The sequence below is a fragment of the Caulobacter sp. GW822-FHT07D08 genome (assembly GCF_058798735.1).
Genome location: NZ_JBXAKU010000021.1, coordinates 18512 through 41710, shown reverse-complemented (window position 1 = coordinate 41710; position 23199 = coordinate 18512). Strand labels below are relative to the sequence as shown.

28 protein-coding genes are annotated in these 23199 nt (G+C 67.1%); 11 read left to right on the top strand and 17 right to left on the bottom strand.

Going from position 1 to position 23199, the window contains the following annotated elements:
• Positions 1 to 72: 72 nt before the first annotated feature.
• Positions 73 to 240 (top strand): 50S ribosomal protein L33, encoded by a 168-nt coding sequence (gene rpmG, locus AC1RJ9_RS24840; protein ID WP_004620056.1) that lies wholly within the window; start codon positions 73 to 75, stop codon positions 238 to 240.
• Between the two features lie 98 nt (positions 241 to 338).
• Here rpmG and AC1RJ9_RS24835 read toward each other — a convergent pair whose 3' ends face one another.
• The 6 genes from AC1RJ9_RS24835 to divK form a co-directional block, all read right to left on the bottom strand.
• Complete coding sequence (locus AC1RJ9_RS24835; protein WP_492840867.1) at positions 339 to 581, bottom strand: hypothetical protein; 243 nt, start codon at positions 579 to 581, stop codon at positions 339 to 341.
• A 109-nt stretch (positions 582 to 690) separates the two neighbouring features.
• A complete protein-coding gene (locus AC1RJ9_RS24830) occupies positions 691 to 1494 on the bottom strand; it encodes an NTP transferase domain-containing protein (protein WP_492840865.1) in 804 nt (267 codons plus the stop codon).
• Entirely contained in the window at positions 1478 to 2506 is a 1029-nt protein-coding gene (locus AC1RJ9_RS24825; protein WP_492840863.1) for a D-alanine--D-alanine ligase family protein, read from the bottom strand. The genes AC1RJ9_RS24830 and AC1RJ9_RS24825 overlap by 17 nt, the downstream gene beginning before the upstream one ends.
• 101 nt (positions 2507 to 2607) lie before the next feature.
• The gene (locus AC1RJ9_RS24820; RefSeq protein ID WP_492840861.1) at positions 2608 to 3747 is read right to left on the bottom strand and encodes a sugar-transfer associated ATP-grasp domain-containing protein; all 1140 of its coding nucleotides are present in this window, start codon (positions 3745 to 3747) and stop codon (positions 2608 to 2610) included.
• Between the two features lie 154 nt (positions 3748 to 3901).
• The gene (locus AC1RJ9_RS24815; RefSeq protein WP_492840859.1) at positions 3902 to 5266 is read right to left on the bottom strand and encodes a PleD family two-component system response regulator; all 1365 of its coding nucleotides are present in this window, start codon (positions 5264 to 5266) and stop codon (positions 3902 to 3904) included.
• On the bottom strand, positions 5263 to 5643 hold the full coding sequence (divK, locus tag AC1RJ9_RS24810; RefSeq protein WP_099576699.1) for a cell-cycle response regulator DivK: 381 nt from the start codon (positions 5641 to 5643) through the stop codon (positions 5263 to 5265). Before divK ends, AC1RJ9_RS24815 begins: the two co-directional genes overlap by 4 nt.
• Before the next feature lie 115 nt (positions 5644 to 5758).
• Between divK and AC1RJ9_RS24805 the strand changes: the two genes are divergently transcribed.
• The 6 genes from AC1RJ9_RS24805 to AC1RJ9_RS24780 all read left to right on the top strand — a co-directional run bounded on the left by AC1RJ9_RS24805 (position 5759) and on the right by AC1RJ9_RS24780 (position 11974).
• Entirely contained in the window at positions 5759 to 6406 is a 648-nt protein-coding gene (locus AC1RJ9_RS24805; protein ID WP_492840857.1) for a hypothetical protein, read from the top strand.
• The gene (locus AC1RJ9_RS24800; RefSeq protein WP_492840855.1) at positions 6403 to 7293 is read left to right on the top strand and encodes an ROK family protein; all 891 of its coding nucleotides are present in this window, start codon (positions 6403 to 6405) and stop codon (positions 7291 to 7293) included. Before AC1RJ9_RS24805 ends, AC1RJ9_RS24800 begins: the two co-directional genes overlap by 4 nt.
• Before the next feature lie 10 nt (positions 7294 to 7303).
• A complete protein-coding gene (locus AC1RJ9_RS24795) occupies positions 7304 to 8560 on the top strand; it encodes a DNA polymerase IV (protein WP_492840853.1) in 1257 nt (418 codons plus the stop codon).
• A gap of 240 nt (positions 8561 to 8800) precedes the next feature.
• The gene (gene clpS / locus AC1RJ9_RS24790) at positions 8801 to 9130 is read left to right on the top strand and encodes an ATP-dependent Clp protease adapter ClpS (protein WP_013079900.1); all 330 of its coding nucleotides are present in this window, start codon (positions 8801 to 8803) and stop codon (positions 9128 to 9130) included.
• Positions 9131 to 9141: 11 nt separating this feature from the next.
• Complete coding sequence (clpA, locus tag AC1RJ9_RS24785; RefSeq protein ID WP_492840851.1) at positions 9142 to 11472, top strand: ATP-dependent Clp protease ATP-binding subunit ClpA; 2331 nt, start codon at positions 9142 to 9144, stop codon at positions 11470 to 11472.
• 106 nt (positions 11473 to 11578) lie between these two features.
• A complete protein-coding gene (locus AC1RJ9_RS24780) occupies positions 11579 to 11974 on the top strand; it encodes a CCDC90 family protein (RefSeq protein ID WP_492840849.1) in 396 nt (131 codons plus the stop codon).
• Between the two features lie 6 nt (positions 11975 to 11980).
• Here the strand turns inward: AC1RJ9_RS24780 and AC1RJ9_RS24775 are convergent, their stop codons facing one another.
• Both AC1RJ9_RS24775 and AC1RJ9_RS24770 read right to left on the bottom strand, forming a co-directional pair.
• Positions 11981 to 12430, bottom strand: a complete 450-nt coding sequence (locus AC1RJ9_RS24775; protein ID WP_492840847.1) for a BLUF domain-containing protein — start codon at positions 12428 to 12430, stop codon at positions 11981 to 11983.
• Between the two features lie 91 nt (positions 12431 to 12521).
• Entirely contained in the window at positions 12522 to 12956 is a 435-nt protein-coding gene (locus tag AC1RJ9_RS24770) for an HIT family protein (protein ID WP_492840845.1), read from the bottom strand.
• Positions 12957 to 13010: 54 nt separating this feature from the next.
• Here AC1RJ9_RS24770 and AC1RJ9_RS24765 point away from each other — a divergent pair, with 54 nt between their 5' ends.
• Both AC1RJ9_RS24765 and AC1RJ9_RS24760 read left to right on the top strand, forming a co-directional pair.
• Positions 13011 to 13592, top strand: a complete 582-nt coding sequence (locus AC1RJ9_RS24765) for a DUF4287 domain-containing protein (RefSeq protein ID WP_492840843.1) — start codon at positions 13011 to 13013, stop codon at positions 13590 to 13592.
• Between the two features lie 62 nt (positions 13593 to 13654).
• The gene (locus AC1RJ9_RS24760) at positions 13655 to 14143 is read left to right on the top strand and encodes a pyridoxamine 5'-phosphate oxidase family protein (RefSeq protein ID WP_492840841.1); all 489 of its coding nucleotides are present in this window, start codon (positions 13655 to 13657) and stop codon (positions 14141 to 14143) included.
• Between the two features lie 61 nt (positions 14144 to 14204).
• Here AC1RJ9_RS24760 and AC1RJ9_RS24755 read toward each other — a convergent pair whose 3' ends face one another.
• The 4 genes from AC1RJ9_RS24755 to AC1RJ9_RS24740 all read right to left on the bottom strand — a co-directional run bounded on the left by AC1RJ9_RS24755 (position 14205) and on the right by AC1RJ9_RS24740 (position 17160).
• Positions 14205 to 15377, bottom strand: coding sequence for a GNAT family N-acetyltransferase (locus tag AC1RJ9_RS24755; protein ID WP_492840839.1), 1173 nt, complete (start codon positions 15375 to 15377; stop codon positions 14205 to 14207).
• Positions 15374 to 16147, bottom strand: coding sequence for a glycerophosphodiester phosphodiesterase (locus tag AC1RJ9_RS24750; RefSeq protein ID WP_492840837.1), 774 nt, complete (start codon positions 16145 to 16147; stop codon positions 15374 to 15376). The genes AC1RJ9_RS24755 and AC1RJ9_RS24750 overlap by 4 nt, the downstream gene beginning before the upstream one ends.
• Positions 16147 to 16608 carry a RidA family protein gene (locus AC1RJ9_RS24745; RefSeq protein WP_492840835.1) on the bottom strand — a complete coding sequence of 154 codons (462 nt, stop codon included), beginning with the start codon at positions 16606 to 16608 and terminating at the stop codon, positions 16147 to 16149. Before AC1RJ9_RS24745 ends, AC1RJ9_RS24750 begins: the two co-directional genes overlap by 1 nt.
• 117 nt (positions 16609 to 16725) lie before the next feature.
• Positions 16726 to 17160 carry a phasin family protein gene (locus AC1RJ9_RS24740; protein WP_125159352.1) on the bottom strand — a complete coding sequence of 145 codons (435 nt, stop codon included), beginning with the start codon at positions 17158 to 17160 and terminating at the stop codon, positions 16726 to 16728.
• 309 nt (positions 17161 to 17469) lie between these two features.
• Between AC1RJ9_RS24740 and AC1RJ9_RS24735 the strand changes: the two genes are divergently transcribed.
• Positions 17470 to 18789 (top strand): D-alanyl-D-alanine carboxypeptidase family protein, encoded by a 1320-nt coding sequence (locus tag AC1RJ9_RS24735; RefSeq protein ID WP_492840833.1) that lies wholly within the window; start codon positions 17470 to 17472, stop codon positions 18787 to 18789.
• Between the two features lie 59 nt (positions 18790 to 18848).
• Here AC1RJ9_RS24735 and AC1RJ9_RS24730 read toward each other — a convergent pair whose 3' ends face one another.
• From AC1RJ9_RS24730 to mipZ, 4 genes are all read right to left on the bottom strand, one after another.
• Complete coding sequence (locus tag AC1RJ9_RS24730) at positions 18849 to 20078, bottom strand: aminotransferase-like domain-containing protein (RefSeq protein WP_492840831.1); 1230 nt, start codon at positions 20076 to 20078, stop codon at positions 18849 to 18851.
• Positions 20079 to 20155: 77 nt separating this feature from the next.
• A complete protein-coding gene (locus AC1RJ9_RS24725; protein ID WP_492840937.1) occupies positions 20156 to 20215 on the bottom strand; it encodes a hypothetical protein in 60 nt (19 codons plus the stop codon).
• 15 nt (positions 20216 to 20230) lie between these two features.
• On the bottom strand, positions 20231 to 20665 hold the full coding sequence (locus AC1RJ9_RS24720) for a J domain-containing protein (RefSeq protein ID WP_492840829.1): 435 nt from the start codon (positions 20663 to 20665) through the stop codon (positions 20231 to 20233).
• A 71-nt stretch (positions 20666 to 20736) separates the two neighbouring features.
• On the bottom strand, positions 20737 to 21573 hold the full coding sequence (mipZ, locus tag AC1RJ9_RS24715; RefSeq protein ID WP_492840827.1) for a division plane-positioning ATPase MipZ: 837 nt from the start codon (positions 21571 to 21573) through the stop codon (positions 20737 to 20739).
• A 197-nt stretch (positions 21574 to 21770) separates the two neighbouring features.
• Here mipZ and panC point away from each other — a divergent pair, with 197 nt between their 5' ends.
• The gene (gene panC / locus AC1RJ9_RS24710; protein ID WP_492840825.1) at positions 21771 to 22622 is read left to right on the top strand and encodes a pantoate--beta-alanine ligase; all 852 of its coding nucleotides are present in this window, start codon (positions 21771 to 21773) and stop codon (positions 22620 to 22622) included.
• Positions 22623 to 22796: 174 nt separating this feature from the next.
• On the opposite strand, the gene AC1RJ9_RS24705 is transcribed toward panC, so the two are convergent.
• Positions 22797 to 23198: a DUF1489 family protein gene (locus AC1RJ9_RS24705; RefSeq protein ID WP_492840823.1), complete on the bottom strand. Its 402-nt coding sequence runs from the start codon at positions 23196 to 23198 to the stop codon at positions 22797 to 22799.
• Position 23199 lies beyond the last annotated feature (1 nt).

Genomic DNA, 23199 nt, shown 5'->3' with positions numbered 1-23199 from the left:
ACCGATGAGTATGTTCCGCGCCTCCTATTTCCAACGCGCGGGAACCTGCGCGACCACCGCAGGGATTCGACTATGGCCAAACCGGCTTCAATCAAGATCCGCCTGAACTCGACGGCGGACACCGGCTTCTTCTACGTCACCAAGAAGAACGCCCGCACCAAGACCGAGAAGATGGTGCTGAAGAAGTACGATCCGGTCGTCCGCAAGCACGTCGAATTCCGCGAAGGCAAGATCAAGTAAGATCGCCTTACGCGCTACGACACAAGACGCCTGGCTAGCGATAGCCGGGCGTTTTTGATTCTGGATCCCCTCCCCCGCGTCGTGGGGAGGATGCGGGCTCAGCGCCCGATCCAGAGCCAGCGAAAGAACGCGAAGCTTCCCCAGACGACCGTCACGGCCAGCAGCACCGGCCCGACGCAGATGGCGACGAACGCGCCCAGCATGGCGGCGGTGGACAGTCCGCCGGACAGATGATCGCTCGCCTGCGCGCCCATCCAGAACAGGGCCACGCAGGTCAGCAGGCCCAGGACCAGCCAGGCGCCCGGGAATGGGTGCTTGCGCGCACGGATTCTCGACTTCATCACCACGCCTCCCGCATAGGATGTATAATGAGGATGCGTGACAGTCGTATCCGCAACCCTAAAAAAGCGCCCTAACCGCCGTTAGCCACGAGGCCCGCCCCATCCTTGATCAGGCCGCGCTCGCCAGCGCCCGCTTGCTCAGCAGCGCCTCGGCGACGGCGTAGGTGCGCGCGTTGTCGACGTCGATGGCGTGGGCGCCGTCGGCCAGGACCACAGGCTCGACCTTCAGTTTGAAGCGCCGTCCCAGGCGACCGAGCGCTCCGCGCAGCGACAGACGGCCCATCAACAACAGAGCCAGGTTGATCGGCCCCAGCGCCATGATCATCCGCATCGGCTTCTTGGCGAACTGCCCGCCGCTGCGGAAGCTCTCGGCCACGCTCGTCGCGGCCGGGCCGGAGAAGGCGTAGAGATTGCAGTTCGAATAGGCGTCGTCCCGGAACCTGTAGAACCGGCGCTGGCCTTCCGGATGGGCCTCCATCACCGACCGCTGGGTCGCCATGGCCAGGGACACGTCGGCCACCTTCAGGGCCGCCAGCACCTCGGTCACCGCGCCGGGCGTCAGCAGGACGTTGTCACCCGTCGTCACCAGCAGCGGCATGGCGCCCACGCCCACGGCCGCCGCATAGACGCTGTCGGCGAGATTGTTGGCGGCCGGCACGTACTCGATCAGCACCCGGGTGCTGGGCAGGATCGCGTCGATCAGGGGCGCGGTCCCCGGCTCGACGACGATGCGCAGCCGCGTCAGGCCCGGCGTCGCCGTCAGGGCCTCGACCACATGGCGCACCAGGGCCGCGCCCCGGATCGGGACAAGGTTCTTGTTCACGACCCCGGCCTCTTCAGCCAGGGGATCGACACGACCGGGCCGTTGGCCGGCCAGGATGACGCCGACAAAGGCTTCAGGCGGCGGCGACATCGAACGCCCTCCGCATCAGGCCCTGGCGCTCCAGGCTCTCGGTCAGGATGGTCTCGATCAGCTCCGCATGGCTCCAGCCGATCTGCTGGGCGGCCATCGAGATGGTCTTCCTGGACCACAGATTGCAGTTCAGGTTCACTTCCAGGAACTGGACCTCGCCGGTGGCGACGTCGAGACGGAATTCGAAGCGGCCGTAGTCGAACGGCATGAACTCCCGCATCATTTCGCGCGCCCGAGCCTCGGCGATCCGCCGATGCGGGCCGTCCTCCAGCGGGCGGATCTCGTAGGCCTGACCGCCGACCAGGTTGCGCTTTTCCTGGTAGGTGCGCAGCTGGGCCGGATTGATCTGCTCGACGATCTGGGTCGGCAGGATGAAGGGCTCGCCGTCGACCGTGATCGCCGAGACCTCGATATCGTGGCCCTGGATGAACGGCTCGACGATGACGTCGTGACCTTCCGCGTGCAGGCGTTCGACGGCCTCGCGGACGCCGGCCCAGTCGAAGGCGTCGCCGACGCCCCAGCTGGCCGATGAGGCGTTCGGCTTGATCACGAAGTGCTCGCCCGGCGGCAGCAGCGCGGCGTCTAGCGGCGCGCCGCGACGATAGACCGCCCACGGCGCGGTCGGAACGCCGCGCGCCGCGGCGGCCCGCTTGGTCAGGTGCTTGTCGTCCGACAGGCCGCGCAAGATCGGGCTGGCGCCCAGGTACGGCAAGCCCAGGCGATTGCAGAGCAGCGGGACCAGCATTTCCGAGTTCAGGAAGCCGGCCCGGTTCAGCAGCGGGAAGACGAAGTCGACGTCCGGGCGGTCGAACAGCACGCCATACTCGTCGGCCACCACCAGGTTGACGCCGATCTCTTCCAGCGTCTGGCGCATCTCGCGGTGATAGACCGCGTGGCTGCCGTCCTCGGGGTGCAGTTCGCCCTGCCACTTGGCGTGCTTGGCGATCAGCATGATGCGAAGGGCGCGCTTGGCCTCGAGCGGAAGGCGTCGCTGTGCGGCGAAGCGGGTCATCGGCATGCCTCCAGGCTCGACGGCCGCCGGAAGCCCCCTTCCGCTGGTCCGTCACGTCGATGTCGAGGCTTTGAGGCTAGGCACGGCGCGTGACGCGCGCGCTACGGTTTGATGGCAAGATGATAAGCCAGCAACGCGCCGTAGCGGCCGACGCCCAGGCCCTGTCGCGCGGCGCGCTGAGGCATCAGCACGCCCGGCTTGCCATTGCCCTCGATCAGCACCGGACCGTGCGGCGTCAGGGCCACGTCCCAGCCGATCAGGGCGTAGTCAGCGAAGGTCTCGGCATGGCCCCGACGCACCAGGCCCTTGGCGGCGGGCCAGTCGGGCAGCATGCGGCCGGCGATCGCCGCGCCGGTCACTGGATGCACGGCGTGGTCGCCGCCGCCGTATCCCTTGCAGGCCACGCCCAGCGATCCGACCGGCAGGTCGACCGCCGAAATCAACCCGCCGGCCTTCATGTTGTCGACCTTGGCGCCGCGCACCGAGGCGAAGCGGAAGGTGGCGCTGACCACCTCGGGCGCGCCGACCTCGTCGACCATGGTGACGATGCGTACGGTCGGCAGGGCGTCCAACGCCAGGTCCTTGAGGGCCGGATGGGTGTCCACCCGGTCCTGGACCAGCCAGGCGCCCCGGCCGCGCGGCAAGCGGCCAGCCAGATCGGCGGCGTCGGCCACGCGCTCCAGGATGACAACGCCATCGCCGCCCTCCCCGTCCGCCGGCTTGAGCACCAGGTCGCGACCGCCCGGCTCCGACCTCATCGTGACGCGTCCGCCCGTGACCACCGCCACGGTGCGCGGATGCGGCAGACCGGCGGCCGCGCAGCGCGCCTCGAAGCGGACCTTGTCGGCCAGCGCGCAGTCGCGGGTCCAGCCCAGCGGATTGATCCGCTTGTTCAGCGCCGCGTCCTCGAAGCGGCGAATATAGCCGTCCAGCTGGATGGAGTCGTCGATGCGGAACAGGGCCAGATCGTTGGGATCGACGAAGCGTTCATGGGCGATCTCGACGGCCCGGCGGCGCCAGGCTTCGTCGAGACCGAACTTACGGGCGACCTCGGCCGCGCGGCCAGGGATCCAGGCGTGAAAGGCCAGGCCGACCACAGCGTCCAGCGCCGCGCGGGCGTGGCCCCGTCTGGCCTTGCGCGCGGCATAATGTTCCCGCAGGCAGCGCGCCGACACCGGCGCCACGACGCCGGGATAGATCCCGTACGCCTTCTTCAGGAAATAGAAGCTGTCGTAGCCCATGCGCCGCCCTCGGAACGCGCAGGTCTAGCGCCGCCATGTAACGGTTTTGGGACGCCCAACACGCCGAGGCGCAAGTTCGGGGCTTGCCGACTATGAGAAATGCGCCGGGCGCACCGCACCCGCCTATCCCTGGACGTCGAGACCTGGAAGGCGCTTACGCGGCCTTGCCGACCACCGCGTTCCGGCCCGAGGCCTTGGCCTGGTAGACGCCCTGGTCGGCGCGCTTCAGCAGCGCTTCGGGGGTGTCGTCGGCGCCGAGCGTGGCCGAGACGCCGATCGAGATGGTCACCGTCAGCTGTTCCTTGGTCGGTCCCACCTTGAAGGGCGAGCCGGCCACGTGGTTGCGGATCCGTTCGGCGATGCGCAGGGCGTCGGCCAGATGGGTGTCGGGCATGACGACCACGAACTCCTCGCCGCCGAAGCGACACGGCAGGTCGATGGCGCGGACGTTCGAGGCCAGGCGCAGGGCGAACTCGCGCAGCACCTCGTCGCCGATGTCGTGGCCAAAGGTGTCGTTGATCTTCTTGAAGAAATCGATGTCGATCAGCAGGGCCGAGACCGGCTCGCCGCCCATCGCCGCGCGCTTGACGAGCGAGTCGAGCTGGCCGGTCATATAGCGACGGTTGTGAAGGCCCGTGAGCTGGTCGGTGACGGCCAGCTCCAGCGAATGGTCGAGGTTGTTGCGCAGATAGTCGGTGTATCGCTTGCGCTGGATCTGCGTCTTGACGCGCGCCGACAGCTCCTGCGGGTCCACGGGACGCAGCAGGATATCGTTGACGCCGATTTCCAGCGCCTTGACCATGCGACCACGGTCGTCGGGATCGACCATCGCCAGGACGGGCAGCTGACGCGAACGATCTTCCGACCGCAAGGCGGCGGTGAAGCGCAGGCCGTCGAAGGTCTTGGCCGCGGCGTTGACGATCACCAGGTCGACGGGGCCGCTGGCGCTGATCCTGGCCTTTTCGGGATCGCTCTCGATCACCGGGCGGTGCTCGACGCCCAGCTCGGCCGCGATGCGGGCGGCCTGGCGTTCGTTGTCGTCGACGATCAGCACCCGGCCGCCCAGGCCGTCCAGGCGGGCGGCGGCGCCGGCGATCACGCCCATGCGGCGGCCCGAGGCCTCGCGCTGGCGCAGTTCGTCGATCACGAGCTTGAAACGGGTCAGGCTGCGCACGCGGGCGAACAGCATGACGTCGTCGATGGGCTTGGTCAGAAAGTCCGAGGCGCCCGATTCCAGGCCCTGGATGCGATCGGCGCGCCCGTCGAGGGCCGTGATCAGCACCACCGGGATATGGCGGGTGGCCAGATCCTCCTTGAGCTTGCGGCAGACGGTGAAGCCGTCCATGCCGGGCATCATCACGTCCAGCAGGATGATGTCGGGCAGGTCGCGGGCGGCCATCGCCAGGGCCGTCGGCCCGTCCATCGCGGTCGAGACTTGGTAGTACTCCGCCGTCAGCTTGGCCTCGAGCAGACGGACATTGGCTTCGATGTCGTCGACGACGAGGATCCGGGCGCTCATGCGGCGGGAACCTTGTCCAGGAGCCGCTTGATGGTGTCCAGGAAGTGGACCACCGAGATCGGCTTGGAGATATAGGCCTCGCAGCCGCCCTCGCGGATGCGCTCTTCGTCGCCCTTCATGGCGAAGGCGGTGACGGCCACGACCGGGATGTGGGCGAGCTCGTCGTCTTCCTTCAGCCACTTGGTGACTTCCAGACCAGAGATCTCCGGCAGCTGGATGTCCATCAGAATCAAGTCGGGCTTGTTGTCGCGGGCAATGGACAGCGCCGACAGACCCTCACGGGTCTGCAGGGTCTCGTAACCCTGGGCTTCGAGCAGATCATGAAAGAGCTTCATGTTCAGCTCGTTATCCTCCACGATGAGGACCTTCTTCGTCATCCTTACCCCGACCAAAAGGTCACGTGGCGACGGCTAGGGATTCGCGTCACCTTCCAGAACCAGTTGCCACGAATATCCTTAAGCCCCCGCTAATCGCGTTAAGACCCATAAGCTCATGGAACAACGCTACTCCGACCTCCAGGCCTGCGCCGTCACGCCGACCGCGCCGCTGGTCATCGTCGATGTCGACGAGGTGCTCGCGCAGTTCATGCGCGGTTTCGGCGATTTCATCGCGCGCCATGGCTTCGAACTGAGAGTTGATCGCTTTGCCTTGTTTCAGAATATCTACCGGCCTGGCGAAACGGAACACCTCGATCTGATCGCCGGCAAGGCCCTGTTCGATGATTTCTTCCGCGACGGGGCCGACGACCTGCCCCCGGCGATCGGCGCGGCGGACGCGCTGGCCGATCTGTCGACCCGCGCCGAGGTGGTGATCCTGACCAACGCGCCCGAACACGGCCGGCTGACACGGGCCAAGTGGCTGAAAACGCACGGCTTCGACTATCCCCTGATCATCAACAGCGGCCCCAAGGGGCCGGCGGCCGCCGATCTGGCCGGACGCACCTCGGGTCGCTCCGTCTTCATCGACGACCTTTTGCCGCAGCTGGAATCGGTGGCGGAGAAGGCGCCCGGCATCGGGCGGTTCCAGATGGTCAGCGACGAGCGCCTGCGCCCGTTCGCCCCGTCCGCGCCCGACCGCCATGTCCGTATTGACGAGTGGCCCCGCCTGAAGGCCGCCATCGAGGAGCGTCTGTTCGCATGATCCGGTTCGGAGTCGATTTCGGCGGCACCAAGATCGAGGTCGCCGCCCTCGGCGAGACCGGCGAGTTCGCCGCGCGGGTGCGCAAGCCCAATCCCGGCGACTACGAGGCCGCGCTGGATGTGGTGGCCGGGCTGCTGGTCGACGCCGAGTGCATGGCCGGCGCGACCTGCGCCCGGTTGGGCGTGGGCATTCCAGGCTCGATCTCGCCGCGCACCGGTCTGATCCGCAACGCCAACAGCGTCTATATGAACGGTCGCCCGTTCGGCGAGGACCTGGAGCAGCGCCTGGCCCGCCCGGTGCGCCTGGCCAACGACGCCAACTGCCTGGCCCTGTCCGAGGCCGCCGACGGCGCGGGGGCCGGCGCGCGCGTGGTGTTCGCGGCGATCCTGGGCACCGGCTGCGGCGGCGGCGTGGTCGTCGACGGCCGCATCATCGAGGGCCACAACGGCGTCGGCGGCGAATGGGGCCACATGCCCCTGCCCTGGCCCAAGCCGGAGGAATATCCCGGTCCCGAGTGCTGGTGCGGCCGCAACGGATGCATGGAGAAATGGGTCGCGGGTCCGGCGTTCTCGCGCGACGCGGGCTTCCCCACGGGCCAGGAGAGCATGGACGCCATTGAATCCGGCGACGCCTCGGCCGCCGCTGCCCTGGACCGCTATATCGACCGCCTTGGCCGAGGCCTGGCCGCGATCTGCGACATCATCGATCCGGACGTCATCGTGTTGGGCGGCGGCATGTCGAACATAGACGCGCTTTATGAGCGGCTGCCGGCCGCCATCGCCCCGCACGTCTTTTCTGACGTCTTCGAGACGCCGGTGAAGAAGGCCGCCCACGGCGACAGCTCCGGCGTGCGCGGCGCGGTCTGGCTGTGGCCGCTGGAGGCCTAAGGACGCTCCCATGAAGTCCCTGTGCCGCGACTGCGGGTGGACCGGCGAGGCCAAGGCCGCGCGTTGTCCGTCGTGCCACTCGCCGCGGACGATCTTCCACGAGGAGCTGGGGACGCTCTCGATCGCCCACCTGGACTGCGACGCCTTCTACGCCTCGGTGGAAAAGCGCGATGATCCGTCCTTGCGCGACAAGCCGGTGATCGTCGGCGGCGGCAAGCGCGGGGTGGTGACCACCGCCTGCTACATCGCCCGCATGAGCGGGGCGCGCTCGGCCATGCCGATGTTCAAGGCGCTGAAGCTGTGCCCCGACGCCGTGGTCATCAAGCCCGACTTCGCCAAGTACAAGGAGGCCAGCCGGCGCATCCACGAGAAGCTGGACAGGCTGACGCCGCTGATCCAGCCGCTGTCCCTGGACGAGGCCTGGATCGACCTGACCGGCACCGAGCGCCTGCACGGCGCGACGCCGGCGGCGATGCTGGCGCGGCTGCAGGCCGAGATCGAGCGCGACATCGGCCTGACCGTCTCGATCGGGCTGGCCCCCAACAAGTTCCTGGCCAAGATCGCCTCGGAACTGGACAAGCCGCGCGGCTTTTCGGCGATCGGCGCGGCCGAGGCCCAGACGTTCCTGGCCTCCAAGCCCGTGGGCATCCTGCCGGGCGTCGGGCCGGCCACGGTCTCGAGCCTGGCCGAGATCGGCCTGAAGACCGTCGGCGACATCGCCGCCGCCGACCTGAAGCTGCTGGCCAACCGCCTGGGCTCCGGCGGGCTGCGCCTGCACCGCCTCGCCCATGGCCAGGACAGCCGGATGGTCGATCCCGACCAGTCGCGCAAGACGATCAGCGCCGAAACCACCTTCAACGACGACCTGCACAAGCGCGATGCGCTGGAGGACGAACTCTGGCCGCTCTGCGAGAAGGTCGCCAATCAGGCGCGCAAGGAGGGCGTGGCCGGCCGGGTCGCGACGCTGAAGCTGCGCACGCCCGACTTCAAGATCCACACCCGCCGCCGCACCCTGGCCGTTCCGACCCAGACGGCCCGCACCCTGTTCCAGGTAGCGCGCGAACTGCTGGCCGCCGAGCCCGGGGGCCTCTCCTACCGCCTGATCGGCGCGGGCCTGACCGAGTTCGTCGACGCCGAGACCGCCGGCTCGGACATGTTCGCCGACGACGAGCGCCGCACCTTGAAGAGCGAGACCGCCATCGACGCCCTGCGCGGCAAGTTCGGCGCCGCGGCTGTGTTCAGTGGGCGAGCCTTGAAAGGTCGCTGACTGAGTCGCCGCCGCACGGCCCATTGCCCCTCTTGCGCGACATCACGCCGCGCACCATTTGGACCTTTCGCCCACGGAACCGTTCGCGCGCGGTCTTCGCTCTCCCAATCGTGAAGCCGTTTTCCGAGGCGCCCCTGTGTTAAAGCGGCGCAGACGCGTCTCGGGCTCTTCCAAAGCCGTCGCGTTTCCATATCTAATTCAGACAGGCGGGTGATTTGCCCGCCGGGAGAGAACAAGTCGATGGCCGAGCGGAAGCAAGGCGGACAAAGCAACGGCGCTGGATCGTCGGTCGTCACGGAAGTGAAGCCGAAGACGCAGAAGCCTTCGCTCTATCGAGTTCTGATTCTCAACGACGACTACACTCCCATGGAGTTCGTCGTTTACGTGCTCGAACGGTTCTTTAACAAGTCGCGTGAAGACGCCACGCGCATCATGCTCCACGTCCATCAGAACGGCGTGGGGGTGTGTGGTGTCTACACTTACGAAGTCGCAGAGACCAAGGTCGCGCAAGTCATCGACTCGGCGCGCCGTCATCAGCACCCCCTGCAGTGCACCATGGAAAAGGACTGAGGAGCCCCCCATTGCCCTCTTTTTCGCGCCCCCTGGAAGAGTCCCTGCATCGCGCCGTCGCGTACGCCAACCAGCGTAAGCACGAGTACGCGACGCTCGAGCATCTCCTGCTTTCCCTGACCGACGACGAGGACGCCGCCGGAGTCATGCGTGCGTGCGACGTCGATCTCACCGCGCTGAAGAAGAGCCTCTCGAACTATCTCGACGTCGAACTGGCCTCGCTGGTCGTCGACGACGACGAGGACGCCAAGCCGACCGCCGGCTTCCAGCGCGTGATCCAGCGCGCGGTGATCCACGTCCAGTCGTCGGGCCGCGAAGAGGTCACCGGCGCCAATGTTCTGGTCGCCATCTTCTCCGAACGTGAAAGCCACGCCGCCTACTTCCTGCAGGAGCAGGACATGACGCGGTACGACGCGGTCAACTTCATCGCCCACGGCATCGCCAAGAAGGCCGGCGCCTCGGAGCCCAAGAACGTCAAGGGCGCCAACGCCGGCTCGAACGCGGCCGAGGACGATGGCGAGAAGCCGAACACCAAGACGGGCGGCGAAGCTCTGGAAGCCTATTGCGTCGACCTCAACGAAAAGGCCCGCCAGGGCAAGGTCGACCCGCTGATCGGCCGCGCGAACGAAGTGGAACGCGCGATCCAGATCCTGTGCCGCCGCACCAAGAACAACCCGCTGCTGGTGGGTGATCCCGGCGTCGGCAAGACCGCCATCGCCGAGGGCCTGGCCCGCAAGATCGTCACGCACCAGGTCCCTGAGGTCCTAGAGGGCGCCACCATCTACTCGCTCGACATGGGCGCGCTGCTGGCTGGCACCCGCTATCGCGGCGACTTCGAGGAACGCGTCAAACAGGTGGTCAAGGAACTCGAGAACCACCCGAACGCGGTGCTGTTCATCGACGAGATCCACACCGTGATCGGCGCCGGCGCGACCAGCGGCGGGGCGATGGACGCCAGCAATCTCCTGAAGCCCGCGCTGGCCTCGGGCTCGCTGCGCTGCATGGGCTCGACCACCTACAAGGAGTTCCGCCAGCACTTCGAGAAGGATCGGGCCCTGGTCCGTCGCTTCCAGAAGATCGACGTGAACGAGCCGACGGTGGAAGACACCATCAAGATCCTCAAGGGGCTGAAGAGCTACTACGAGGACTTCCACAAGCTGAAATACACCGCCGAGGCCATCAAGGTCGCGGTCGAGCTGTCGGCCAAGTACATCACCGACCGCAAGCTGCCCGACAAGGCGATCGACGTGATCGACGAGGCGGGCGCGGGCCAGATGCTGCTGCCGGAAGGCCGCCGCAAGAAGGTCCTGGGCGTCAAGGAGATCGAAGCCGTCGTGGCCAAGATCGCCCGCATCCCGCCCAAGTCGGTGAGCAAGTCGGACACCGAGGCGCTGAAGGAGCTGGAAACGGACCTGAAGCGCGCCGTGTTCGGTCAGGACGACGCGATCATGCAACTGTCCTCGGCCATGAAGCTGGCGCGCGCCGGTCTTCGCGACGCGGACAAGCCGATCGGCTCGTTCCTGTTCAGCGGCCCCACCGGCGTCGGCAAGACCGAAGCCGCCAAGCAGCTGGCCCTGACCCTGGGCATCGAGATGATCCGCTTCGACATGTCCGAGTACATGGAACGCCATACCGTGAGCCGCCTGATCGGCGCCCCTCCCGGCTATGTCGGCTATGACCAGGGCGGCCAGCTGACCGACGCCGTCGACCAGCACCCGCACGCGGTCGTGCTGCTCGACGAAATCGAGAAGGCTCACCAGGACGTCTACAACATCCTGCTGCAGGTCATGGACCACGGGGTTCTCACCGACTCAAACGGCAAGAAGGTCGATTTCCGCAACGTGGTTCTGATCATGACCACCAATGCGGGCGCCTCGGACGCCCAACGCCAGTCCATCGGCTTTGGTCGCGACAAGGTGGTCGGCGAGGAAGAGGCCGCCCTCAAGCGCCTGTTCACGCCGGAATTCCGCAACCGTCTCGACGCGGTGGTGCAGTTCAAGCCTTTGACGCCGGAGATCATCCGCCAGGTCGTGCAGAAGTTCGTCATGCAGATGGAGGCCCAGCTGGCCGACCGGAACGTGACGATCTCGCTGAGCGACGACGCGGCCGACTGGCTGGCCAAGAACGGCTTCGACGAGCTCTACGGCGCCCGTCCGCTGGGTCGCGTCATCCAGGAGCACATCAAGAAGCCCCTGGCCGACGACATCCTGTTCGGACGCCTGGTCCGCGGCGGCCACGTCAAGGTGGTCCTCGAGAACGGCAAGATCGCCTTCGAAATCGAAGGCACGCCCGACCCGAAGGCCAGCAAGACCGACGAAGCCGAACCGGTTCTGGTCGAATAGGCTCGGTCAAGGACCTAGCGAAGGGCCCGGAGCTATCCGGGCCCTTTTCGTTTGAATACGCGCGAAAATTGTGGACGAAACGAGAACAAATGATTAGCGTGTGTCCATGACCGCGATCGCCTTCGATACGCTCAGCGCCTCCAAACGGCTTCGCGAAGCCGGCATGGAGCAGCGCATGGCTGAAGCCATTGTCGAAATCGTGCAGCAGACGGCCAACATGCCCGATATCAGCCATCTCGCGACCAAGGACGATCTAAAACAGTTGGAGCTCGCCAACAAAGCGGACTTGAAACAGTTGGAACTCGCCACGAAAGCGGACATTCGGCAGCTGGAACTTTCAACAAAGGCCGAGATCCAAGAAACCAAGCTCACGCTACGCGGCGAAATCGCCCAGACGGAAGCTCGCCTCAGCGAGAAGATCCGCATGCAAGGCTGGTCGTTGCTGGGCGGGATGGCGGTATTGCTGGCCTTCTACACGGCCCTAGGGAAGCTGATCGGCTGAGGGGCGCTAACCGCCGCGCAGGTGGCGCCCGCCGGCGCGGATCAGCAGACGTTCCGCGAGCTCGACGTTCAAACCCGCGGGATCGAAGTGTTCCAGCCCGACCTCGGCCAACAACGCGTGGTCGGCCGCGCCCAATCGGTGCTGACCCATGTTCCAGTCGCGAAACAGACGGCGGTCAGCCGGGCCGCTGTAGATCCGAGCCAGATCCGCGTGGCGCGGATCCCCGGCGATCCTGCCATAGATCGCCTCCACGCCTTGCGCGGGTCCTTCCAGCAGTTGCAGGAACCGCTCCTCCCCGGCCACCAGAAAGCCCGTGACGTCGTCCAGGCGGTTGTTGTGGATCGACTTGGCGATGATCGCCCGAAGAACCTCGTCGAGGTCCTGCGTCGCCCCGGTGAACCGGCTGGCGTAGATCAACCGGTGCAGGCCGCCGCGATCAATCTCGTCCGAGGTCATGGCGCGCTCCGCGAATACCCAAGTTCAAGGCGCGCGTACGAAATTCGTCGCGCGCCCTTCGCCTGATACCCGACCCAGGATTTCGAACCGCCTAAAGCGCCGCGGAAATCTTCCCCGCCAGGGCCTTGAGTTCTTCAATATTGGCCATGCCGCCCTCGCCATGGCGGCCCAGCGCCTCGCCCTCGTAGCGCGGGATGACATGGAAGTGCAGGTGGAAGATCGTCTGGCCGGCCGGGGCGCCGTTGAACTGGGTGACGACCACACCGTCGGGCTTCAGGGCCGAGACCACGGCGCGGGTCAGCTTCTGGGTGGCGGCGGCCAGGTCGCTCAGCACCTCGGGCTCGACCTCCAGGATGTTGCGCGCCTGGCTGACCTTGGAAATCACCAGGGCGTGGCCGCGCGACTGCGGGAAGACATCCATGAAGGCCAGGACCTTGTCGTCCTCGAACAGCTTCACGCTGGGGATCTCGCCACGGATGATCTTGGCGAAGATGTTGTCGGCGTCGTAGCGTCCGTCGAGGCTCATGACCGTCTCCCTTTGACGGAATGGTCCTAGCAAACCGTACGAGGCGCGCAAACCGTGGACACCAGACCTCAGGGCCTCACCGAGCAGCAACGGAAGTGGTTCGCCTCGGTCAAGGCCAACCTGGAGCGCGAGACCGGCAAGACCCTGGACGAATGGGTCGAGATCGTCCGTCGCGAGTGCCAGGAGACCAAGCCGCGCGCCCGCGCCGACTGGCTGAAGGCGACCTACGGCATCGGCCAGAATCGCGCCGCCGCCATCTTCGGAGTCGCCTTCCCGTCGCGGATGGGTTGGGACGACGCCGACGGCCTGCGCGAAGCCTTGTGGACCGACCCGGCCTCGGCGGCGATCCTGAAGGCGGTCGAGGCGGCCGTCGCCGACTTCCCGGATCTGGTCATGGGCCAGCGCAAGGGTTTCACGGCCTGGTCGCGCAAGGCGCAGTTCGCGGCCCTGAAGCCCATCAAGGGCGGCGCGGCGATGCTAGGCTTGGCGGTCGAGCCCGACGCCTCCCCTGGCCTCTCCGAGCCCAGGAACGAAGGCTGGTCCGAGCGCCTGAAGGCCAAGCTTCCGCTGGCCTCGCCCGCCGAGGTCGATGACACGATCAAGGCGCTGTTTAAGGCCGCCTGGGAACGGTCCTGAACCTTCGCCTTGGGAACGGCGTCTCAACCTCGCCGTTGGTCTTCGCGAACAAGGAGACCATCATGTCCAAAGACGCTGATCTGGCCGAGAAATTCTGGAAGGCGCTGAAGTCCGACCGCACCGTGATGCTGGGCCTGCCCGATCTCGAGGGCGGTCGCGCCCAGCCGATGACCGCGATCATCGAAGGTGACCATTCAGGCCCGATCTGGATCTTCAGCGCGGTCGATGTCGACCTCGTCCAGGCTGTCGAGGGCCAGACACGCGACGCGCTGCTGCACTTCGCCTCCAAAGGACACGAGGTCTTCGCCACGGTCGACGGATCGTTGCGGATCGACAATGACCGCACCACCATCGAGCGCCTGTGGAACCCCTTCGTCGCGGCCTGGTACGAGGGCAAGGACGATCCGAAGCTGCGCCTGCTGCGCTTCGAGCCGGGCGACGCCCAGATCTGGCTGAACGAGCACAGCCTGTTCGCGGGCGTGAAGATGATGCTCGGGGTCGATCCGAAGACGGACTACAAGGACAAGGTCGGGGAAGTGCGGCTGAGCTAGGAAGGCGTTCACCCTCCAAATCCGTCTCCCCGGCCTTCGCTGGGAAGACGGGTAAGGGCGGCTACCGCTCTTCCCGGAACGGCGAATATTCTTCCGTCAACAGGGCGATATCGCTCTCGACCGCCTCGCGCTCACGCTCGAGATAGCGCGCCACCGGCTCGCGAAGCGCCGGGTCGGCGATCCAGTGGGCAGAGTAGACCGCGCTGGGCAGATAGCCCCGCGCGATCTTGTGCTGCCCCTGCGCCCCGGCCTCGACGCGCGGCAGGCCCAGCCTGATCGCGTGCTCGATGGCCTGGTAGTAGCAGAGCTCGAAATGCAGGAACGGCACGTCCTCGGTGCAGCCCCAGTGGCGGCCGTAGAGGCAGTCGCGGCCCAGCAGGTTCAGCGCCCCGGCGATCCAGGGGCCGCCCGGCCGACGGGCCATGATCAGCAGCACCTTGTCGGCCATCCGCTCCTGCAGCAGCGAGAAGAAGCGGCGGTTCAGGTACGGCCGGCCCCACTTTCTCGACCCCGTATCCATGTAGAAGCCGAAGAAGGCGTCCCAGTGGTCTTCGGTCAGGTCGTCGCCGGTCAGGGCGACGATCTCCAGCCCGTCCTGGGCGTCGCGGCGCTCGCGGCGGATGGTCTTGCGGCGGTTGGCCGACAGGGCCGCCAGGAAGTCGTCGAAGGTCGCGTAGCCCCGGTTCTCCCAATGATACTGCTGATCCTGACGCAGCAGCATGCCGCGCTCGCCCATCCAGGCCCACTCGGCCTCCACGGGGAAGGTCACGTGCAGCGACGAGGCGCCCATGCGCTCGCACAGGGTCAGGGCGCCGCCCAGCAGGGCCGAGCGCCCCTCGTCGACATCCACGTCGGGCCGCACGATCAGTCGCGAGCCGGTCACCGGCGAGAACGGCGAGGAGCACTGGAGCTTGGGATAGTACCGCCCGCCGGCCCGCTCGTAGGCGTCGGCCCAGGCATGGTCGAAGACGTATTCGCCCTGGCTGTGGGACTTCAGATAGAGCGGCATGACGCCGGCGACGACGTCGTTCTGGTCCAGAACCGACAGGTGCTGCGGCGCCCAGCCGGCGCGCGGACCCACGCAACCGCTCTCTTCGAGAATCGACAGGAAGTCGTAGCTGACGAACGGATCACCGGTGTGGTCCGCGCAGGCGTCCCAGGCGGCTTTGCCGATCTCGGCGATCTCGCGATGGACGCGAACCGCCGACTGGACGCCCGCCGGGGCCGAACTCACGCCGTGAAGCCCTCGAAGATCAGGTTGTCGCAATGGTCGCGCACGCCTTCCCACTGGTCGGGCGAGCGAACCGTCCAGGCGACGATTGGCATGCCCTTGGCGCGATATAGGTCGGCGCGGGCGCTGGGCAACATGTCCAGGCCCAGGGCCAGGAAATCGGGGCGCGCCAGCTCGACCTGCTCCAGCGCCGCCAGCGACTTGCGCATTTCGGGGGCCAGCTTGCGGGCGCCCTCGTCGTTCCAGCCGTAGCTGTCCAGGCCCCGCAGGATCTGCGGGTGATGGTCGGCGAACCAGGCGTGCGAGTAGGGGTTGAAGCCGATCACGGCGGTCGGGCCATTGTGGTCGACCAAGACGTCGGTGACCCGCTTCTCCAGCGGCCCGACCTCGCCGAAGGGAGTCTTCAGCTCGATGAACACCATCGCGCGGTGGCCGATCATGGTCAGCGTATCGGCCAGGGTCGGGATGGTCTCGTCCGTGCCGTTCAGGGTCATGGCCCCGAGTTCGGCGACGGTGTGGTCGCGCAGGCGGCCCTCCTGGCCGGTCATGCGCTCCAGGCGCTCGTCGTGGAAGACCACGGCCTCGCCGTCGGCGGTCAGCTGGACGTCCAGCTCGATGCCGTAGCCGCCCGCGCAGGCGGCCTGGAAGGCGGCCAGCGAGTTCTCCGGCGCGCCGTCCGGGGTCCAGAGGCCACGATGGGCCACCGGCGGGTCGAAAAGGCGCTCCCACGCCTCGCCGAAGACGTCGGTCGAGGGACGTTCGCGCGAGCGCATCAGGCGATCTCCACCACGGCGTCGACCTCGACCGCGAAGCCGAGGGGCAGACGATAGACGCCCACCGCCGAGCGGGCGTGGCGGCCCGCGTCGCCCAGCGCCTCGACCATCAGGTCCGAGCAGCCGTTGATGACCTTGGGGATGTCGATGAAGTCCGGACCGGCCTGGACGAAGCCGCCCAACTTCACGACGCGGACCACGCGGTCCAGGTCGCCATCGCAGGCGGCCTTCATCTGGGCCAGCAGGTTGATCCCGCAGATGCGGGCGGCCTTCTGGGCGGTCTCCAGGTCGACGTCGACGCCGACCGTGCCCTTGACGCCGCCGTCGGCGTCCAGCGAGATCTGGCCGGAGATGTGTACGAGGGCGCCCGTCTTGACGAAGGTCACGTAGTTGGCGACCGGCGCCACCGGCTGGGGCAGTTCGATCCCAATCGCCTTCAGGCGTTCCTCGACCTTCGACATGCATGCGCTCCAATGAACTGGTGCGGCATGCTTACCGTGCTGCGCGAGGGCGCAAAAGAGAAAAGGCCCGGACCTTGGGGTCCGGGCCTCTTAGCCTTGTCGGTTCGGAGCCAGCTCTTAGCGAGCGGCTTGGAACTTCTCGACGGCGGCGGTCATGCGCTCGTTCAGCGGCTTGACCGAGTCCTTGATCGAGGCCGAGACGATCTCCGAGGCCTTGCTGACCTGGGCGATGTAGGCTTCCAGAGCCGACTTGGCCCAGGCGGTCTGCAGCTCGACGGCTTCCTGCACGCTCTTGGCGGCGGCCAGCGACTTGGCGGCGGCGACCTGGTCCTCGGCGGCCTTCTTGCCATAGGCGAAGGTCTGGGCGCCCAGGGCTTCAGCGCCCTTGGTGGCCGCGGTCACCGAGGCGACGACGGCTTCCAGGTTCTTCTTCGAGTGGGTGTTGGCTTCGGCCAGGGCGGCCAGCGACTTCTCGACGCCGTCCTTGAACGCTTGGTTCGAGGCGGTGCTGAACTGTTCGACGGTGTTCTTGACGGTTTCGGCGGCGGCCATGGGAATTCTCCTGGGGAGGGAAGATCGGAGCGGGGCGGACGAACGAGCTGCAACTCGCCCATCTGCGCTTGGAACACCACGGTTCTCTCATGTTGCAGTGCAGCAGTCAATGATTTTGTGCAGCGCACCATGACGTAACGTCACGAGACCTCAAGCTGCAGCATTGGCGCCGCGCGCCTGATATTTTTGCGGCTGCGGCAAGATCGCTCACCAGTTGTTTACTTTAGCGAAAGGCCGCTTCCATCATGCTAGTGGTCACGCGTGTGGCGGTGCGAAACCGCTCCCAGTTCAAATGACGGACGCCGCTTCATGTTCGCCAAGCTTACCCCCGCCCGATCCCTGCTAGCCGTCGCCGGCCTCGCGCTCTCGTGCCTGTTCGGCGCGGTCGCGCCCACCCCGGCTTCGGCGGCCATACCCTATCTGCAGCTGAACGCTCAGGAGCCGAAGTACGCGGCGATCGTGATCGACGCCAATTCGGGCGAAGTCCTTTACGACAAAAGAGCCGACAGCCCTCGCTACCCCGCCTCGGTCACCAAGGTGATGACCCTGTACCTGACCTTCGAGGCGCTGAGCGAAGGCCGCCTGAAGCTGACGGACCGGGTCGTCATGTCGCCCCGCGCGGCCGCCCAGGCTCCGACCAAAATCGGCATTTCGCCGGGCGACGGTCTCTCGGTCGACGAGGCCATCAAGGCCATGACCGTCAAGTCGGCCAACGACGTCGCCGTGGCCATGGCCGAGCGACTCGCCGGCAGCGAGTCGCGATTCGCCGCCCTGATGACCCTGCGCGGTCAGGAACTGGGCATGCGCAACACCCGCTTCGTCAACGCCTCGGGCCTGCCCGACAGCCGTCAGATCTCGACCGCCCGCGACCTGGCCATCCTGTCGCGCGCCGCGATGCGCGACTTCCCGCAGTACTACAGCTACTTCTCGGTGAAGGGCTTCTACTTCCGGGGCAACTACATCAAGGGCCACAACCGCCTGCTGGACAGCATGGACGGCTTCGACGGCCTGAAGACCGGCTACACCAACGCCTCGGGCTTCAACCTCGCCGGCTCGGCCGTGCGCGACGGCCGTCGCCTGATCGCCGTGGTCCTGGGCGGCCCCTCGACCGCCTGGCGCGACAACAACATGGAAGACCTGCTGCTGACTGGCTTCGACGTGATGAAGCGCCGGTCGCGCGGCGAACGCACCAGCATCGCCGCCAACATCTATGAGGAAGAGCCCTCGGGTCCGATCGAGCGTCCGTCGACCGAACAGGGTGACGGCGACCAGGCCGGCCTGCGGATCGTCCTGACCGAGAACCCGCGTAATCCGGGCCCGGTGAAGGTCTCCCCCACCCTGCGCGGCGCTCAGGAAGCCAGCAAACCGGCCAAGGCCGCCAGGAAGCCCAAGGGCGAATGGGGCGTGCAGGTCGGCGCGTTCAAGTCCAAGTCGCTGGCCAACGACCAGCTGAAGCTGGTGCGCGGCCGCTTCGCCAAGATGGTCGCCGATGCCGAGGGCGCCGTCGAAGGCGCGGCCGGCGGCGCCTTCCGCGCCCAGTTCCAGGGCCTGACCTCGGACGCGGCGCGCGAGGTCTGCTCGGCCCTGAAGGCCAAGCGCATGCCCTGCATGGTGCTGTCGCCGCGCTAGCGGACTAGCCGCCGCTGAAACAAGAAACCCCGGAGGGCGACCTCCGGGGTTTTGCTTTTCTAGGCCTCGGCGATCACCTTGGAAATCAGCCGCGCCAGCCGGCCCACGCCTTCCTCGATCTGCGCGTCGGTCGGCAGCGAGTAGCTCAGGCGGATGGCGTTGGCGGTCTTCACCTCGGCGAAGAACGGCGCGCCGGGCACGAAGGCGACGCGCTCTTCCGCGATGGCCCGCGCCAGCAGGGCCGCGCCGTCGATCCCTTCCGGCAGGTTGATCCAGACGAACATGCCGCCTTCCGGATGCGACCAGGTCACCCCCTCGGGCATGGTCCGCTCCAGGGCGGCCAGCATCACCCGCCCCTTGGCGCCATAGGCCCCGCGCAGGCGGTGCAGGTGCTGGTCATAGCCCTCCGAGACGGCGCGATGGGCGACCATCTGGTTGATCGTCGAGACGTGCAGGTCCGCGCCCTGCTTGAGCAGGACCAGCTTCTCGATCACGGGCTTGGGGCCGCAGACCCAGCCAATGCGCAGCGCCGGCGAAAGGGTCTTGGACAGCGTGCCCAGGAACAGGGTCCGAGCGTTGTCGATCCCGCCCGCCCGCTCGATGTCGAGGGCCAGCACGGTCGGCGTCGACTCGCCGGCGAAGCGCAGCTCGCGATAGGCCGCGTCCTCGACCAGGGTCATGTCCAGCGCGGTGGCCAGATCCAGCAGGGCCTTGCGCTCCTCCAGGATCAGGCTGACGCCGGTCGGGTTGGCGAAGTCGGGCACGAAATAGCCAAGCGCGCCGTGCGGCAGGTCGGTCTGCCCGCCCCGCAACGCCGCTTCCGGCAGGTCGCGATAGGTCGGCTGGTAGCCGTTGAAGGCCTGCAGCGCGCCCAGATAGGTCGGCCGCGCCACCACCACCGTATCGCCCGGGCTGATGAACAGCTTGCCGATCAGGTCCAGCGCCTGCTGCGAGCCGGCGGTCAGCATGATGTTGTGCGGTTCGCAGGGCATGCCGTCGCGGGTCATCCGCTCGGCGATCCATTCACGCAACGGCAGATAGCCCTCGCTGACGGAATACTGCAGCGCCTGGCTGGACAGGACCGGGTCGGCCAGCACGGCCTCGTACTCGGCCTGGATCCGCTCGGCCGGGAACAGGCTGGGATCGGGAATGCCGCCGGCGAACGACAGGATGTCGGGCTGGTCCAGCAGCTTGAGAAGCTCGCGGATCTCGCTGGCGTGGACGCGGTCCATGCGCGCGCTGAAACGCCCGGCCCAGTCAATGGCCGAAGGGGAAGCTTGGATAGTCATGGGAGGATCAAGGTCCGAAACTGAAATGACGCCTTTGAGCCACGGCCCGTGGCTCGCTCTCAACGAAGGTCAGAGCGTCATACCGAGCAGGTTTGGCCCGAAGAGCGGCGGCGCCAGAAACGTTCGTTATTGATCATGGCGCTAGTCGTAGCTCAGCTTCGCCGCCTGATCAAACGATCCCGCGCGGCGTTGAGCTGGGCGGCCAGGCCTTCGGTGCCGCCCTTGTCCGGGTGAGCCATCTGGATCAGCCGCATATAGGCCGCCTTGACCTCGTCCAGGCTCGCCTCGGGGCCGACGCCGAGGATGGCGCGGGCTTCGGACAGGCTGAGCTCGGCCTTGGGCGGATGGACGATCTCGCGGCGGATGACCGGCCGGCGGCGGGCCTCGGTGACGCTCCACAGGCCGATGACGCCCAGCACGATCCCCGTGCCCCAGGAGCCACGGATCGACGCGTAGGCCGCCCCGGCGAAGGCGGCGATCGAGGCCGCGCCCGCGCCGACCCGCCAGCCGTCGCCGTTCAGGAACGCGCGTCCTTTCGGCCACAGCAGGAAGACGAGGATGGCCGCGCCCAGCAGCAGGTACAGCATCGGAACTCCAGATACGAAAAACGGGCGGCAGGGTCGCCCCAGCCGCCCGCTTCCCGAACTTAGACGAGCGCCTACTGCGCCGCCAGAAGCGTCTCGCCGGAATAGGCCGACAGGCCCAGGCTGTGCATCAGGGCGCGCAGTTCCTGGCGCGCGGCCAGGTGCTGCAGCGACACCGGCACCGGACGCACTTGCGGCGACAGGTCGGCGATGGTCAGGCCGAACGGGAACAGCTCGCGATAGATGACGCGGTCGCGCAGGCCGGGGCCGATGCGGAAGCCGACACGCTTGGCCAGGGCCGTCAGACGGTCCTCCAGGCGCTTGCGGTTACGGGCCTCGGTGGTGGCCAGGCGGTTGCGCAGCACCACCCAGTCCATGGCCTGGCGCTGGCCCGACAGGGCGCGCTGCTTGCGGCCTTCCCAGACGGTCAGCGAATAAAGGCTGGGCTTGGTCAGCTCCAGGGTCACCGGATCGACGGTGCCCAGCATGTCGAAGTCGACAAAGCTGTCGTTCATCGGCGTCACGACAAGGTCCGCGCGGCCGTGGGCCAGGCGCGTGATGGCGCTGTCGCCGCCGGGGGTGTCGATCAGGATGAAATCGCATTCCTCGGCGGCCTTGGCGAAGGCGGCCTCGAAGCCGGCGACCTGCGCCTCGTCGCCCTTTTCGGCCAGGGCGATGTCGTTGTCGCTGAGGTCCAGCGCCAAAGGCATGGGCAGATCGAGCTTCTTGTTGGCGGCCCAGGCCCGGCGGTTCTCGAAGAACCGGCCCGACGTCCGTTGGCGAAGGTCCAGGTCCAGCACGGCGACCTTGGCGCCGCCGTACAGCAGCGCGGTGACAAGGTGGACGGCGATGGTGGACTTGCCCGCACCACCCTTTTCGTTGCCGACGACGATGACGCGCGTTTCGGCCATGACTCGATCCTCGATGCGTCGCGACTCGCGCGACCTTGGACTGAAGGTTAACACGATGTTACCACCGCCCTAGCGGGTCAACCGGTTCAATCCACAAGCATAATTGTCGCACCCCCGGCGCGGCCTCACGCAACGGATGGTGGACCTGCGGAGGCCACGAGGCCATAAGCGCCGCCTGTCCGCGTGGAGACCTCGCCATGACCCAGATCGTCCGCACCGTCGCGCAGATGCGCGAGCACGTCCGCGCCTGGAAGGCCGCTGGCCAGCGCGTGGCCCTGGTCCCGACCATGGGCGCCCTGCACGAGGGCCACCTGACCCTGATCCGCCTGGCCCAGCGGAACGCCGACCGGGTGATCGCCACCGTCTTCGTCAATCCCAAGCAGTTCGCCCCGCACGAGGACTTCGACGCCTATCCGCGCGGCGAAGCGATGGACGCCGAGAAGCTGGCCTCGGTCGGCTGCGACCTGATGTTCGCCCCCAACGGCGCGGAGATGTACGCCCCCGGCTTCGCCACGGCGATCACGGTCTCGGGCGTCTCCGAACCGCTGGAGGGCGCGGCCCGGCCGCAGTTCTTCGGCGGCGTCGCCACCGTGGTCGCCAAGCTGTTCATCCAGAGCCAGGCCGACGTCGCGGTGTTCGGCGAGAAGGACTATCAGCAGCTGCAGGTGGTCAAGCGGATGACCCGCGACCTGGACATCCCCATCGAGATCATCGGCGCCCCGACGGCGCGGGCCGAGGACGGTCTCGCCCTCTCCTCCCGCAACGCCTACCTGTCAGCCGAAGAGCGCGCCGCCGCCGTGGCCCTGCCGACGGCCATCAAGGCCGCCGCCGCCGCGGTCGCCGCGGGCGGCCGGATCGACGAGGCCGAGCACGCGGCGACGGCCGCGCTGAAGGCGGCCGGCTTCGGACAGGTCGACTATGTGGAAGTGCGCGAAGCCACCGACCTCTCGCGGCTGGGCCCTGGCCCGATCGGCCAGACCCAGGGCCGCATCCTGGTCGCCGCGTGGCTGGGCAAGACCCGGCTGATCGACAATATGGCCGTGGGTTAAATGGGCTTGAGGGCGATCAGCAGCCCCACGATCAGACCCACGAACAGCATACCAACGCCCAAGGCGGCAAAACTGGCCTTCATCGTCATCCCTCCGCGATCCGTGCGACAAGATGACACCCGGCCTGGTTGCCGCTTCACTAATAACACCCTCAAAAGTTCTCTTCGGCGAAAGTCACCAGGCGCCCAGTTCGCGCAGTTGACGGGCGAGATCGGGCGGCAGGTCGGCGGCCTCGCTTTCGGTCAGATCCGGCGGCGCGTCCTCGGGCTTCAGATAACGCCAGCCCTGGAAGGCCCGACGCGGCTGGGGCGCCACGCGGATGATCGGCGGATCGACCGTGACCTCGCAGCGCGAGGCCGCGCCCTCCCCGACCGTATCGATGGCCAGGATCCTTTGACGGCACAGGATCTGTCCCTTGAACACCCGATAAAGCGAGCCGCCATCCAGCACCTCGTCGATCCGCTTGGGCGTCATGCGGGTATGCATGATCCAGGGCTGGTTCTCGTCCTTGTGCCAGGCCAGGAGATCCTCGATCGTCTCGCAGCCGACGACCAGCTTGATGATGTGCAACGCCATG

Coding starts and splice junctions, on each gene's coding strand:
- rpmG (WP_004620056.1), top strand. CDS start 73: ATGGCCAAACCGGCTTCAATCAAGATCCGCCTGAACTCGACGGCGGAC.
- AC1RJ9_RS24835 (WP_492840867.1), bottom strand. CDS start 581: ATGAAGTCGAGAATCCGTGCGCGCAAGCACCCATTCCCGGGCGCCTGG.
- AC1RJ9_RS24830 (WP_492840865.1), bottom strand. CDS start 1,494: ATGTCGCCGCCGCCTGAAGCCTTTGTCGGCGTCATCCTGGCCGGCCAA.
- AC1RJ9_RS24825 (WP_492840863.1), bottom strand. CDS start 2,506: ATGACCCGCTTCGCCGCACAGCGACGCCTTCCGCTCGAGGCCAAGCGC.
- AC1RJ9_RS24820 (WP_492840861.1), bottom strand. CDS start 3,747: ATGGGCTACGACAGCTTCTATTTCCTGAAGAAGGCGTACGGGATCTAT.
- AC1RJ9_RS24815 (WP_492840859.1), bottom strand. CDS start 5,266: ATGAGCGCCCGGATCCTCGTCGTCGACGACATCGAAGCCAATGTCCGT.
- divK (WP_099576699.1), bottom strand. CDS start 5,643: ATGACGAAGAAGGTCCTCATCGTGGAGGATAACGAGCTGAACATGAAG.
- AC1RJ9_RS24805 (WP_492840857.1), top strand. CDS start 5,759: ATGGAACAACGCTACTCCGACCTCCAGGCCTGCGCCGTCACGCCGACC.
- AC1RJ9_RS24800 (WP_492840855.1), top strand. CDS start 6,403: ATGATCCGGTTCGGAGTCGATTTCGGCGGCACCAAGATCGAGGTCGCC.
- AC1RJ9_RS24795 (WP_492840853.1), top strand. CDS start 7,304: ATGAAGTCCCTGTGCCGCGACTGCGGGTGGACCGGCGAGGCCAAGGCC.
- clpS (WP_013079900.1), top strand. CDS start 8,801: ATGGCCGAGCGGAAGCAAGGCGGACAAAGCAACGGCGCTGGATCGTCG.
- AC1RJ9_RS24780 (WP_492840849.1), top strand. CDS start 11,579: ATGACCGCGATCGCCTTCGATACGCTCAGCGCCTCCAAACGGCTTCGC.
- AC1RJ9_RS24775 (WP_492840847.1), bottom strand. CDS start 12,430: ATGACCTCGGACGAGATTGATCGCGGCGGCCTGCACCGGTTGATCTAC.
- AC1RJ9_RS24770 (WP_492840845.1), bottom strand. CDS start 12,956: ATGAGCCTCGACGGACGCTACGACGCCGACAACATCTTCGCCAAGATC.
- AC1RJ9_RS24760 (WP_492840841.1), top strand. CDS start 13,655: ATGTCCAAAGACGCTGATCTGGCCGAGAAATTCTGGAAGGCGCTGAAG.
- AC1RJ9_RS24750 (WP_492840837.1), bottom strand. CDS start 16,147: ATGCGCTCGCGCGAACGTCCCTCGACCGACGTCTTCGGCGAGGCGTGG.
- AC1RJ9_RS24745 (WP_492840835.1), bottom strand. CDS start 16,608: ATGTCGAAGGTCGAGGAACGCCTGAAGGCGATTGGGATCGAACTGCCC.
- AC1RJ9_RS24740 (WP_125159352.1), bottom strand. CDS start 17,160: ATGGCCGCCGCCGAAACCGTCAAGAACACCGTCGAACAGTTCAGCACC.
- AC1RJ9_RS24735 (WP_492840833.1), top strand. CDS start 17,470: ATGTTCGCCAAGCTTACCCCCGCCCGATCCCTGCTAGCCGTCGCCGGC.
- AC1RJ9_RS24730 (WP_492840831.1), bottom strand. CDS start 20,078: ATGACTATCCAAGCTTCCCCTTCGGCCATTGACTGGGCCGGGCGTTTC.
- AC1RJ9_RS24720 (WP_492840829.1), bottom strand. CDS start 20,665: ATGCTGTACCTGCTGCTGGGCGCGGCCATCCTCGTCTTCCTGCTGTGG.
- mipZ (WP_492840827.1), bottom strand. CDS start 21,573: ATGGCCGAAACGCGCGTCATCGTCGTCGGCAACGAAAAGGGTGGTGCG.
- panC (WP_492840825.1), top strand. CDS start 21,771: ATGACCCAGATCGTCCGCACCGTCGCGCAGATGCGCGAGCACGTCCGC.
- AC1RJ9_RS24705 (WP_492840823.1), bottom strand. CDS start 23,198: ATGGCGTTGCACATCATCAAGCTGGTCGTCGGCTGCGAGACGATCGAG.